Source organism: Rossellomorea sp. NPDC071047, from assembly GCF_050270195.1.
Taxonomy (GTDB): Bacteria; Bacillota; Bacilli; order Bacillales; family Bacillaceae_B; genus Rossellomorea.
On sequence record NZ_JBNNJT010000006.1, the window covers coordinates 361,091 to 373,468 of the forward strand.

The 12,378-nt window shown below is 43.3% G+C and carries 6 protein-coding genes, 21 tRNA genes and 1 rRNA gene; 1 reads left to right on the forward strand and 27 read right to left on the reverse strand.

Annotation, left to right across the window (positions count from 1 at the left end; all coding sequences use genetic code 11):
* Positions 1-388: 388 nt before the first annotated feature.
* Positions 389-1,153, forward strand: coding sequence for a TraR/DksA C4-type zinc finger protein (locus ACQKFO_RS20225; RefSeq protein WP_427600615.1), 765 nt, complete (start codon positions 389-391; stop codon positions 1,151-1,153).
* A gap of 37 nt (positions 1,154-1,190) precedes the next feature.
* On the opposite strand, the gene ACQKFO_RS20230 is transcribed toward ACQKFO_RS20225, so the two are convergent.
* The 27 genes from ACQKFO_RS20230 to rrf form a co-directional block, all read right to left on the reverse strand.
* On the reverse strand, positions 1,191-3,596 hold the full coding sequence (locus tag ACQKFO_RS20230; protein ID WP_427600592.1) for a glycogen/starch/alpha-glucan phosphorylase: 2,406 nt from the start codon (positions 3,594-3,596) through the stop codon (positions 1,191-1,193).
* Positions 3,586-5,031: a glycogen synthase GlgA gene (gene glgA, locus ACQKFO_RS20235; protein WP_427600593.1), complete on the reverse strand. Its 1,446-nt coding sequence runs from the start codon at positions 5,029-5,031 to the stop codon at positions 3,586-3,588. Before glgA ends, ACQKFO_RS20230 begins: the two co-directional genes overlap by 11 nt.
* Positions 5,028-6,056 (reverse strand): sugar phosphate nucleotidyltransferase, encoded by a 1,029-nt coding sequence (locus ACQKFO_RS20240; RefSeq protein ID WP_427600594.1) that lies wholly within the window; start codon positions 6,054-6,056, stop codon positions 5,028-5,030. The genes glgA and ACQKFO_RS20240 overlap by 4 nt, the downstream gene beginning before the upstream one ends.
* A gap of 39 nt (positions 6,057-6,095) precedes the next feature.
* Entirely contained in the window at positions 6,096-7,253 is a 1,158-nt protein-coding gene (locus ACQKFO_RS20245) for a glucose-1-phosphate adenylyltransferase (RefSeq protein WP_427600595.1), read from the reverse strand.
* Between the two features lie 16 nt (positions 7,254-7,269).
* The gene (gene glgB, locus ACQKFO_RS20250; protein WP_427600596.1) at positions 7,270-9,150 is read right to left on the reverse strand and encodes a 1,4-alpha-glucan branching enzyme; all 1,881 of its coding nucleotides are present in this window, start codon (positions 9,148-9,150) and stop codon (positions 7,270-7,272) included.
* An 811-nt stretch (positions 9,151-9,961) separates the two neighbouring features.
* Positions 9,962-10,033 (reverse strand) — tRNA-Glu (locus ACQKFO_RS20255).
* Between the two features lie 6 nt (positions 10,034-10,039).
* Positions 10,040-10,130 (reverse strand) — tRNA-Ser (locus ACQKFO_RS20260).
* 4 nt (positions 10,131-10,134) lie between these two features.
* A tRNA-Asn gene (locus tag ACQKFO_RS20265) sits at positions 10,135-10,209 on the reverse strand.
* Positions 10,210-10,218: 9 nt separating this feature from the next.
* Positions 10,219-10,295, reverse strand: a tRNA-Ile gene (locus ACQKFO_RS20270).
* A gap of 15 nt (positions 10,296-10,310) precedes the next feature.
* Positions 10,311-10,384 (reverse strand) — tRNA-Gly (locus ACQKFO_RS20275).
* 20 nt (positions 10,385-10,404) lie between these two features.
* Positions 10,405-10,480 (reverse strand) — tRNA-His (locus ACQKFO_RS20280).
* A 22-nt stretch (positions 10,481-10,502) separates the two neighbouring features.
* Positions 10,503-10,578 (reverse strand) — tRNA-Phe (locus tag ACQKFO_RS20285).
* 52 nt (positions 10,579-10,630) lie between these two features.
* A tRNA-Asp gene (locus ACQKFO_RS20290) sits at positions 10,631-10,707 on the reverse strand.
* Between the two features lie 148 nt (positions 10,708-10,855).
* Positions 10,856-10,929, reverse strand: a tRNA-Met gene (locus tag ACQKFO_RS20295).
* A gap of 24 nt (positions 10,930-10,953) precedes the next feature.
* A tRNA-Ser gene (locus ACQKFO_RS20300) sits at positions 10,954-11,046 on the reverse strand.
* Positions 11,047-11,062: 16 nt separating this feature from the next.
* Positions 11,063-11,139: transfer RNA gene (locus ACQKFO_RS20305), tRNA-Ile, on the reverse strand.
* Between the two features lie 4 nt (positions 11,140-11,143).
* Positions 11,144-11,220, reverse strand: a tRNA-Met gene (locus ACQKFO_RS20310).
* A gap of 81 nt (positions 11,221-11,301) precedes the next feature.
* A tRNA-Ala gene (locus ACQKFO_RS20315) sits at positions 11,302-11,377 on the reverse strand.
* Between the two features lie 8 nt (positions 11,378-11,385).
* A tRNA-Pro gene (locus ACQKFO_RS20320) sits at positions 11,386-11,462 on the reverse strand.
* A gap of 6 nt (positions 11,463-11,468) precedes the next feature.
* A tRNA-Arg gene (locus ACQKFO_RS20325) sits at positions 11,469-11,545 on the reverse strand.
* Positions 11,546-11,615: 70 nt separating this feature from the next.
* A tRNA-Leu gene (locus tag ACQKFO_RS20330) sits at positions 11,616-11,704 on the reverse strand.
* A 9-nt stretch (positions 11,705-11,713) separates the two neighbouring features.
* Positions 11,714-11,788, reverse strand: a tRNA-Gly gene (locus tag ACQKFO_RS20335).
* Positions 11,789-11,796: 8 nt separating this feature from the next.
* Positions 11,797-11,881, reverse strand: a tRNA-Leu gene (locus ACQKFO_RS20340).
* A gap of 42 nt (positions 11,882-11,923) precedes the next feature.
* Positions 11,924-11,999: transfer RNA gene (locus tag ACQKFO_RS20345), tRNA-Lys, on the reverse strand.
* 29 nt (positions 12,000-12,028) lie between these two features.
* Positions 12,029-12,104: transfer RNA gene (locus tag ACQKFO_RS20350), tRNA-Thr, on the reverse strand.
* Positions 12,105-12,197: 93 nt separating this feature from the next.
* Positions 12,198-12,273 (reverse strand) — tRNA-Val (locus tag ACQKFO_RS20355).
* 10 nt (positions 12,274-12,283) lie between these two features.
* Positions 12,284-12,378, reverse strand: a 5S ribosomal RNA gene (gene rrf, locus ACQKFO_RS20360); the annotation flags it as partial.

Here is a 12,378-nt window from a genome sequence, read left to right on the forward strand (position 1 = left end):
TATCCGTAATCAGGCAAGTCACAATTTAGAAGCACAGAGTGGATTGCAGCGGAAGGCACTTGACTCCTGCGGGAAATAGAGGAAAGGTCGAGACCCCACAGGGCAAAGCCCGAGGAGGCTCGACTTCCTCCCCGGGGAATCTTGTGCCTGGAGCGGAAAGGAACGGTCCATATTTTACCACTACAACTCATCCAGATGGTGAATACACTTTTTTGGAAGCAATACATAGCAAGTTGGTGAACCCACAAGTGGAAAGGGAACATTCTGTAGAGGAAATCAACCACTACTCTCTTTTAGTTAAATAGCATTATGTTTTTTTATGTTTTAACAACCCCACTTTCGGATAAAGTATGGTTAGTACATTATTTAAGCGAACATAATGAAGGATGTGAAGAAATTGCTAACAGACAGCCAAAAACAGACACTAAAACAAGAATTGACTCAACAGGAAAAGCAGTTACAAGAACATTTACATCAGGATTTAGATAATCTTCACCATACAAATGAACGTGATAACTCAGGTGAACTCTCCCTTTACGATAATCATCCTGCCGACATGGGAACAGAGTTATATGAACGGGAGAAGGATTTCGCCATTGATGATCACGCCAAACTGGAACTAAATAAAATTCACAATGCCCTGCAGGCGATCGAACAAGGAACATATGGACAATGCAGGGAGTGTGGTCAGGAAATTCCTTATGAGCGCTTGGAAGTCATACCGACGACACTTTATTGTAAAGACCACTCACCGGAACAATCGACACCCCAGGATAGACCGGTAGAGGAAGATGTGCTGCAGCCGCCTGTCGATAATGAATTCAGGCACGAAACAGACGGAAATGTCCGGGATGACCATGACAGCTTTCAGGAAGTAGGCCGCTTCGGCACATCCGAAACCCCTTCTGACTTCGAAGGTGATTATGAAGATTACTCGGAATTGTATCAGGATGAAGACACATCAGAAGGATTTACGGAGGATTTCGAGTCCTTTGTCGGAACCGACATGGAAGGCTCAAACCGCAAGGCATATCCTTCGAAAACCCATGAAGAATACGAAGATATGCTGGATGAAAATAATATGGAATCCACATTAGGTGACATTCCGTATAAAGATGGCGACAGTTATATTTCTGATAAAAAGAAGAAATAATTTAAAAAGCTTGGGGAAACTTTCCCCAAGCTTTTTCCTACTTTATTAAACTGCCCTGTGCAATGCCCCATATGTCTTTCGCATACTGCTCAATCGTCCGGTCACTTGAGAAATAGCCGGAATTGGCAATATTCTGCAAGCACATTCGTGACCAATGTTCTATATTTTCATACGCTTTTCCTGCTTGTTCTTGAGCCCTGACATAGGAGTCGAAATCCCTCAGGACAAAGAATTGATCGTTCTCGGTCAATAAGGAGTCATAAATGGTTTCAAAATGGTCACCAGCATCAGGAAGAGTATCGTCAATCAATTGATTCAACACCCTCTTGATGCGGGTATCGTAGTGAAAATACTCCATTGCATAATATCCACCGTGATGCTGATATTTCATCACTTCATCAGCCGTTAAACCAAATATAAAGATATTCTCTTTGCCTACTTGCTCAAGAATCTCAATATTTGCCCCGTCCAATGTTCCGATGGTCAAGGCTCCGTTCATCATGAACTTCATATTTCCTGTACCGGAGGCTTCTTTGCTTGCAGTTGAAATCTGTTCAGACAAATCAGCTGCGGGAATGATTTCTTCAGCTAATGATACCCGGTAATTTTCCAGGAATACGACTTTAATCCGCCCTTTTACAAGCGGGTGGTCATTCACCAGATCCGCTACAGAGTGAATCAACTTAATGATTTTCTTTGCATAGTAGTAACCGGGGGATGCTTTTGCTCCAAAAATGAACGTTCTCGGATGAAAATCAAAGCTTGGATCCTCCACACAACGATTATAAAGATGAAGAATGTGTAAAACATTCATGAGCTGTCGTTTATACGCGTGTAGCCGCTTCACTTGGATGTCAAATATCGAAGTAGGATCCACGACGATTCCATTACTTTCAAATATTCGATCTGCAAGCTTCCGTTTATTTTCCTGTTTTACATCATACAGGTCCTTAAGAAACGCCGTATCGTGATGATACTCTTTCAAGTCCGCTAACTTACCTGGATCTTTAATCCACCCATCCCCGATGGAAGACGATATCAGATTCGACAGGGAAGGGTTGCTATTCAGCAGCCATCTTCTATGTGTAATGCCATTCGTCTTACTATTGAATTTATCAGGATAATATTGATAAAATAAGTTCATTTCTCTTAGCTTTAAGATTTCAGTATGAATCTTTGCGACTCCATTCACACTAAAGCTTCCTACAATGGCCAGATGAGCCATTTTCACTTCATCATGGGAGATGATCGCCATATCCTCTATCCGCTTCCAATCACCGGGATACTCCTTCCACAACTCCTGACAGAATCGCTCATTGATTTCATTCACGATCATATGGATGCGGGGGAGCAGGGGTTGAAAAATACGGATGGGCCATCTCTCCAATGCTTCTGAAAGAGTCGTATGATTCGTATAGGCAAATGTATTCGTCGTGATTTCCCACGCTTCTTCCCATTCAAAGGAATATTCATCAAGAAGGACCCTCATCAGTTCTGGAATCGCGAGAACCGGATGAGTATCATTGATATGGATTGAAATGTTTTCATGGAGCTCCTTCAAATCCCCGTTACGATACAGGTAGGAATCAAGGATGGAACGGATGCTTGCTGATACCAAGAAGTATTGCTGTTTAAGTCGCAGGATTTTCCCTTCTTCATGAGTATCGTCAGGATAAAGAAATTCGGTGATCGCTTCCGTATCACGCTTGTATTTCATCATATCTTTCCCGGCCTTATAGGCAGCAGGTTCAGCACTCCATAAACGAAGAGTATTGACCGTCGACGTCTCAAACCCTACTACAGGCATATCATAAGGAACTGCGGCTACTACTTCTGCATCCACATGGCGAAACTTCAATACATCATTTTCTGTATAGGACTCCACCTTACCCCAGAAAGGTACCTCGACGGTAAGATCTGACTTTCGAACCTCCCATACATGTCCATGACGCAGCCACTGCTCCGGAAGCTCCATCTGAAAACCGTTGACAATCTTCTGTTCAAACAGTCCATGCTTGTAACGGATCCCATAGCCATGCCCAGGTAAATTAAGGGATGCCAATGAGTCCAGGAAACATGCGGCCAAACGCCCCAGACCACCGTTTCCAAGTCCCGCATCGTGTTCAACTTCTTCCATTTCAGCAAGGTCTATTCCCAGGTCCTTCAATCCCTTATCCACAATATCGTAGATTCCTAAATTCATCAGGTTCTGGCGAAGCAGGCGTCCCAAGAGAAATTCAATCGATAAGTAATATACCTGCTTTTGTTTACTGAACCGGTACTGCTCATTCGTATGAATCCAGTTCATCGAGATGTATTCCCGTATAAGATGACCTAATGTAAAAAACTGATCCTGACTGGTGGATTCAGGAAACGTCTTTCCATACATCATTTCAAGCTTCTTCAGAAACATTTCTTTAAATTCGATTGGATCAGAAAACATGGCTTTCACTCCTTGATACCAGGTCAGCATATAGTTGATTATACTTAAAGGCCGATTGGGCCCAACTATAATCTTTATTCATTGCAGTTCGTACAATATGATTCCATGTTTCCGGATCTTCATAGAAATACGATAGAGCTCTTCGATAAGTGTAGAGCATATCATGGGCATTAAAGTTCTTAAATGAAAAACCGTTCCCTGTCTTCGTCTCTTCATTATAGGATTCAACCGTATCGTTCAATCCGCCGGTCTCCCGGACAAGTGGAAGGGCTCCGTATCTCATGGCTATCAATTGCCCCAGTCCGCACGGTTCGAACTTAGAAGGCATCAGGAACAAATCACTGGCAGAATAGATCTGCTTTGCCAGTTCCTCATTAAATCCGATTTGCACCCTGACCTTATCCGGATACGTCCATTCCATCTCCCTGAAGAACTGTTCAAACTCCCAATCCCCTGTTCCCAAGAGGACAAACTGCACATTTTCCTGGATCATTTCATGAAATACGCCCCTGACCAGTTCAAGCCCCTTTTGGTTCGTCAACCTTGATATGATGGATACAAGAGGGATTCCCTCACTCTCCTCAAGTCCCATGCTTTTTTGCAGATGGCGCTTCGCCTTCTTCTTTCCATGAAGGTTGCCGCTGAAATATGGAAACTCTCCCTCATCAGGATTGTACACTTCATCGTCGATTCCATTGAGGATACCCAATAATTGGTTGTATCGTTGACCAAGGATATTATGAAGCTTTTCTCCATAGTAAGGCGTGAGGATTTCCTCTTTATATGTAGGACTCACAGTTGTGACGAAATCCGAAGAAATGAGCGCCCCTTTCATAAAATTGATATTTCCATAAAACTCGAGGTATTCATGATGAAAATACCTCTCTGGGATGGCTAACAAGTCAGTCATCACCTGTTTAGGGTAAATCCCTTGAAATTGCAGATTATGAATGGTGAACACGCTACGGATAAATGAATAGCCAGGTCTCTCCTGATACTCGCTTCTCAACAGGAAGGGAACCATGCCCGTGTGCCAGTCATGACAATGAATAACATCTGGATAAAAATCAAGCACAGCGATACTTTCGAGTACTGCTCTTGTAAAGTACGCGAATCGCTCCCCATCATCAAAATATCCATATAGACGATCCCGATTAAAATAGTATTCATTGTCAACAAAATAATACGTTACTCCACTTTCAGTGTACTCTTCAATCCCACAATACTGATTTCGCCAGCCGACTGACACGAAAAACTCTTTCTTTCGTTTCATTTTCGAACGGAACTCATGAGGGATTCCACCGTATTTGGGTAGAATCACCCTGACATCTGTCCCTAAACTTCTTAACTCCTTAGGCAGGGCGCCTGCAACGTCCGCTAAGCCTCCAGATTTAATAAAAGGGACACACTCGGATACTACAAATAACACTTTCACGAATTCATCAGCGCTCCTTGAATCATCCCTTTGCGAATGACTATTGGGTTGTTTGGATCTCCGATAAGCTTTACGCCATCCTCGATTTTCACATCTTTATCTAAGATCACATTCTCTAGTACACAGTTATCTCCAATTTGGCTCTTCTGCATAATGATGCTGCCCGAAATCGTTGTATTTTTCCCAACTTTCACTGCTCTGAACATCGTAGAATTTTTCACCTGGCCTTCAATGAAGCAACCATTGGCGATGATGCTATTTTTCACACTTGCAGCTGATGTGTAGCGTGTAGGCGGCTCATCCTTCACCTTTGTATAGATTGGCATATCTTTCTTGAACAGCTCTTTCCAATAAGATAAGTTCATTAGCTTCATGCTGGCATCATAGTATTCTTCAATGCAATCAATCGTTTGAACAAATCCATCATGCTCATAGCCGCACACTTTAAAACCGCTATCCATGTCCTCCACGACATCCTGCATACATGTATAGCCTGTTTCACGTCGTTTCTGGATCAAATCAATGAGTGTATTCGTTTTCACCAAGTACATGTCTAAAGAGTTTCCGTTATGACGCATTTCCGTTATATCACAGCCGATTCGTATATGGCGTTCCAGGACTGGTTGGTAGTCAATATTACATAGAGTAAAGCAATTGCTGATCAACGCGTATTCCTGTGTACTTCGATTAAAATAGTCCAGGTGATGAGCGAAGTGATTAAATGACCCCACACCCTCTTCACTTGCTTCCAAGCCTGGTGCCGGGAAGAAGAACAACCCATCACGCTTTCGGTTCAAATCCCAGTTCTTCCCCGATCCAAGATGGTCCATAAGGGAACGGTATTGAAACTTAGGGAAGATCGCAACGGAACCAATATCTGAATTCACCATATTGGAGAGCACAAAGTCGATCAAGCGGTATCTGCCCGCAATCGGAAGGGCTGCTAATGAACGATGTAACAGTAAATCCTCTAACGAATCATAGTAACTAGTAGCATCAATAACTCCAAGCATAGTATTTTTCAAAACACTTCCTCCTCTTATGTTGTAATGTGGTCTTCAACCTTACACTTTTTCTTGTTCCAGTAGTGTTTCAATGAATGATTCCGTAACCAAAATAATTTCATCCGATCCTTCTTCCGGCATAATGCACAGGCCGCTCGGAACCTTGACATTCGACGGCACGATCGCCTGCTCGATATAGGCGTTTTCCCCAATGACAGCATCCGGCATGATGACTGAGCGACTGACATGCGCTCCCTTTTTCACCGTGGTTCCTTGGAACAGGACGGATTTGCGAATGGTACCTTCAATCGAACATCCTTCGTTCACAAGTGATCCCTCTACAGAAGCTTCTTCAGAAATATATTGAGGTGGCTCATTTGGATTAACCGAATACACTCTCCAGTCGTGGTCGAACAGATTCAGTTCATTTTCCTCATCAATCAAGTCCATATTGGCTTCCCATAGGCTCTTAACCGTCCCGACATCTTTCCAGTACCCTTTAAACGGATAAGCCATCAGCTTTTTCTTCTCATCAAGCAGCAAAGGGATGACATCCTTCCCAAAGTCATGGCTGGAATCGGGATTACGCTCATCCATCTCCAAGTAATCTTTGAGCACGGAATAATTGAAGATATAGATACCCATCGAAGCCAGATTACTCTTAGGAAAAGCCGGTTTTTCCTCAAACTCTGTGATTCTCATTTCCTCATTCGTGTTCATAAGACCGAACCGGCTTGCCTCATCCCAGCCTACTTCAATCACAGAAATCGAGACATCTGCTTTCTTCTCAATGTGATAATCCAGCATTTTACTATAATCCATTTTGTAAATGTGATCTCCCGATAGAATCAATACGTATTCAGGATCATATTGCTCAAGATAATTCATATTTTGATAGATTGCACTCGCCGTTCCTGTATACCAGCGCATCTCAGATGATTCCGCATATGGAGGCAGTACGGTCACTCCGCCATTTTTACGATCAAGATCCCATGCACTTCCAATCCCGATATAAGAATTAAGTACTAATGGTTGGTACTGAGTAAGGACACCCACCGTATCAATCCCGGAGTTAGTACAATTGCTCAATGTGAAATCAATAATGCGGTATTTCCCTCCAAACGGTACGGCAGGTTTTGCCAGGCTCTTCGTCAATGAGCTTAACCGGCTCCCTTTTCCACCTGCTAATAACATCGCTACACATCTACCTTTTGCCATTTCTTTCTCTCCCCTTTCAATCTATTGGTTTTAAATAAACGGCTGCGTATGGTGGTATCGTCATTTCCACATAACCATCTCTTCTGTGGTAAGACTCATTGTGTACAATAAGAGGCAACGGATTCACCTGATGAGAACCACCAAATCGTTCATCATCGCTATTCCAAATCTCTTCATAAGAAGAAACCTTATTCACACCCACTCTATACTGGTGATACACAATAGGACTGAAATTACAGATCACTACAAGATGATCTCCATCCTCTATTCCATTTCTAATAAAAGAAAAAATCTGCTGTTCCGCATTATCCACATCCACCCATTCAAATCCTTCAGAACGATGATCCATTTGGAATAAGGGTTCAGCACTTTTATATAAATGCATAAGCTCTTTAAAATATGAATTGAATTTGTGATGAAATTCGTAATCCATTAAGTGCCAATCTAACTCCTCTAAATCCTTCCACTCTGAAAACGGGGCAAGTTCACTTCCCATAAACAGAAGCTTCTTCCCAGGATGAGCCATCATATAGCTCAGGAGCAGGCGGTATTGAGCGAATTTCTGCCAGTAATCACCGGGCATTTTATTCAATAATGACTTCTTCCCATGTACCACCTCGTCATGGGAAAACGGAAGCACATAATTCTCTGAATACGCATATAACAATGAAAATGTTATAAGAGAATGTACATGCTTTCGTTCAGAAGTATCTGTTTCCATATATTTAAGGACGTCATTCATCCATCCCATATTCCACTTATAATTAAACCCAAGTCCTCCATAATGGACAGGGGACGTCACCTGAGGCCAGTCTGTAGAATCCTCTGCTATCATCAATATCGAAGAGTCATACTCAAAAACAGCCTTATTCAAATTTTTCAGAAACTGTATGGCTCCCTCATTAGGAGCAAGCTCACCCTGGTTTGCCCAATAAATAATATTGGCCACTGCATCAATCCGGAAACCATCAATATGATACAGATCCATCCAGAAACGTGCATTCGAAATCAGGAAGCTTCTCACTTCCCCCTTACCTAAATCAAAGTTTGCCGTTCCCCAGGTATAATTCTCACGGTCCCGTTCCTCTCCATACTCATAAGCAAACGAACCATCAAACTGATATAACCCGTGGGCATCTTTACAAAAATGACCAGGGACCCAATCCAGAATCACGCCAATATTATGTAAATGACATTCATTCACGAACGCCATCAATTCATGAGGTGAGCCGTAGCGACTAGTCGGAGAATAATAACCAGTACCCTGATACCCCCAAGAACGATCAAACGGATGCTCCGTGACAGGCAGCAACTCAATATGTGTAAATCCTTGTTCTTTCACATGAGGAATTAATTGCTGAGCTAATTCCTTATAAGAAAGAAACTTACCCGCTTTCTTCTTCCATGTGCCCAAATGCACTTCATAAATCGCCATAGGCTTGTCATAGACCGTCGAACTGGCTCGTTCCTCCAGCCACTTCTCATCCTCCCAAGAAAATCCCTGCAGCTCATACACCACGCTTGCAGTATTTGGACGTTTCTCAGAAGCAAACCCATATGGATCCGCCTTCAGCTTCTTCAAGCCTGATAGAGTCGTAATCTCGTACTTATACGTTTCTCCCGATAGATCCCCATCAATGCGAATTGTCCATAAACCTTCGTTATTCCGCCGTGCAAGTTCATACCCGGCTCCATTCCAATGATTAAACGATCCTACCAATGAAACATGTCTTGCTTTCGGTGCCCAAACGCAAAATTCTGTATAGGTCCCAGTGGAATCTCTTCTCACATGTGAACCCATAAACTGATAGGCCTGTTGCAAATTTCCCTCATGAAACAAAAAAACATCATAATCTGATATGGTCATTGCGTTCATCATCTCACCTACATTTTTCAATCTACTTACTACTTTCTTTCAACTTCATCAAAATCCTCTTTATTATCGTCGCTCAATTACGACAATTTCCTACATACATATGTTAAAACGGCTGGTATTTGGAAAGTTATTCTAAATGGTAAGGTTTACATTGTAAAAACATAGGAGAACCATGTTGAATTCATATCGTAATTTGTCGAAAGTTTTTTAATTAAAAAAAGTGAAATTTGAGGAAAATGTAGAAGGATTCCGTTATTTTGTAAGGTTTTTGGCTGGTTGTGAGAACGTTGAGAGTGTCGAATTGAAGAGTGATTGGGAATGGATGATGGAGTCTGGAAGTCGATTGCTCAGGGTGGGTGAAACCTGTTTTAATGGACAATAAAGGAGAGATGATGCATGAGGAGGCCGGGGTTATTGAATACTTTGAGAAGATAATGGAGAGATGAAGAGGCGGTTAATGCCTTTTATTCTTCGATGATCACTGACTGATATTCCCTCCACTCCTCCGCTTATTGTATTCAAAAATTTGAGCTGAAAAGAAAAGTGCAGAAGTTGATAATATAATGGGTAAAGTTGATAATAAAGTGGGCAATGTCGATAATATATGTTGGAAAGTCGATAATAAAGTGGTCAAGATCGATAATATATACCTCGTACAGAAGTGGAAGCCTGCTTTATCTTGTAAAACCGCTTAATTTAGTCCCGATCTGGCTCGATATTCAATTAAATCTCTTCATTTAGTCATGTTTTAAATTCTATTTTTTATAAAATGACCACTATTTTTAATCGTATAACAAAAAAAGACTATCAAAAATGATAGTCTTTTTTCAGATGACCCATACGGGATTCGAACCCGTGTTACCGCCGTGAAAGGGCGGTGTCTTAACCGCTTGACCAATGGGCCTTAATATGGCGGAGAAGGAGGGATTTGAACCCTCGCGCCGGTTGCCCGACCTACACCCTTAGCAGGGGCGCCTCTTCAGCCACTTGAGTACTTCCCCATATTGGCTCCGCAGGCAAGATTCGAACTTGCGACCGATCGGTTAACAGCCGATAGCTCTACCACTGAGCTACTGCGGAATAATGAAATGGTGGGCCTAAGTGGACTCGAACCACCGACCTCACGCTTATCAGGCGTGCGCTCTAACCAGCTGAGCTATAGGCCCATTAAGAGTAATAATTGGAGCGGGTGAAGGGAATCGAACCCTCATCATCAGCTTGGAAGGCTGAGGTTTTACCACTAAACTACACCCGCACTATTTATATAAGATATTATGGGGCGACTGATGGGAATCGAACCCACGAATGCCTGAACCACAATCAGGTGCGTTAACCACTTCGCCACAATCGCCATAATGTCTTCAAATAAAAAATGGTGGCTCAGGACGGAATCGAACCGCCGACACATGGATTTTCAGTCCATTGCTCTACCAACTGAGCTACTGAGCCTTACTTATAATGAAATATTTAATTATGAACCATAGTCTTAACAAAAAGAAAATGGCGGTCCGGACGGGACTCGAACCCGCGACCTCCTACGTGACAGGCAGGCATTCTAACCAACTGAACTACCGGACCAGAGTTTTTTGACGATAGTCAAAATAACTTTCATTATTTGCGTTAGCAAAATAGGTTTCATTATCTTGACGTTAGTCAAAATAACTATCCATGCGTGACTCAAACAGGATTATTGATAACCCTTTATAAAAACGAGTCAAAAATGGTATTGCGGGGACAGGATTTGAACCTGCGACCTTCGGGTTATGAGCCCGACGAGCTACCGAACTGCTCCACCCCGCGACGATATTAGATTTAAAGAGAAAATGGAGGAGGAAAGGGGATTCGAACCCCTGCGGGCTTTGACACCCCTGTCGGTTTTCAAGACCGATCCCTTCAGCCGGACTTGGGTATTCCTCCGTATTGAAATGGTACTTGGTGGACCTTGTAGGACTCGAACCTACGACCGGACGGTTATGAGCCGTCTGCTCTAACCAACTGAGCTAAAGGTCCCTATTGGTAGCGGCGGAGGGGATCGAACCCCCGACCTCACGGGTATGAACCGTACGCTCTAGCCAGCTGAGCTACACCGCCAAGATACATTTAATATCGAATTAATTGATAGATGAATTTAGCAAATATCAATGAAGTTTATTTTACTTTCGCAAAAAAACTTGGTGGAGCCTAGCGGGATCGAACCGCTGACCTCCTGCGTGCAAAGCAGGCGCTCTCCCAGCTGAGCTAAGGCCCCAAAGAAAGTGGTCGGGAAGACAGGATTCGAACCTGCGACCCCTTGGTCCCAAACCAAGTGCTCTACCAAGCTGAGCTACTTCCCGAAAATATGGCGCGCCCGAGAGGAGTCGAACCCCTAACCTTTTGATCCGTAGTCAAACGCTCTATCCAATTGAGCTACGGGCGCATAATTCTATTATTGTACCTTATGAACTGGTGCAAATTAAGCAAGATTATTTTGCTAGCGCAAAAATCTTTGGTGCCGAGGACCGGAATCGAACCGGTACGGTAGTCACCTACCGCAGGATTTTAAGTCCTGTGCGTCTGCCAGTTCCGCCACCCCGGCAAAATCTTCTGGAGCGGAAGACGGGATTCGAACCCGCGACCCCCACCTTGGCAAGGTGGTGTTCTACCACTGAACTACTTCCGCAAAATGAATGGTGCGGGTGAAGGGACTTGAACCCCCACGCCTTGCGGCGCCAGATCCTAAGTCTGGTGCGTCTGCCAATTCCGCCACACCCGCATGATATAAATGGTAAGATCTTTTGCTTTTCGCAAAAATCTTTGGTGAGCCATGAAGGACTCGAACCTTCGACCCTCTGATTAAAAGTCAGATGCTCTACCAACTGAGCTAATGGCTCATCTGAAAAGATGATATTTAGAACCAAAATGGTGCCGGCAAGAGGACTTGAACCCCCAACCTACTGATTACAAGTCAGTTGCTCTACCAGTTGAGCTACACCGGCATATATGATTGGTTTTCATATAAGAAAATTTAAGGAGAGATATTTTGCTGACGCAAAATAAAATGAAGTCTATTTTACTTTCGTAAAAAAACTTGGTGGAGGATGACGGGATCGAACCGCCGACCCTCTGCTTGTAAGGCAGATGCTCTCCCAGCTGAGCTAATCCTCCAAAATATATAGCCTGGCGACGTCCTACTCTCACAGGGGGAGATCCCCCAACTACCATCGGCGCTGAAGAGCTTAACTTCCGTGTTCGGCATGGGAACGGGTGTGA

What these genes read in the sequence shown, in the direction of transcription:
- ACQKFO_RS20230 (WP_427600592.1), bottom strand. Translation starts at nt 3,596, where the DNA reads ATGTTTTCTGATCCAATCGAATTTAAAGAAATGTTTCTGAAGAAGCTT.
- ACQKFO_RS20245 (WP_427600595.1), bottom strand. Translation starts at nt 7,253, where the DNA reads ATGGCAAAAGGTAGATGTGTAGCGATGTTATTAGCAGGTGGAAAAGGG.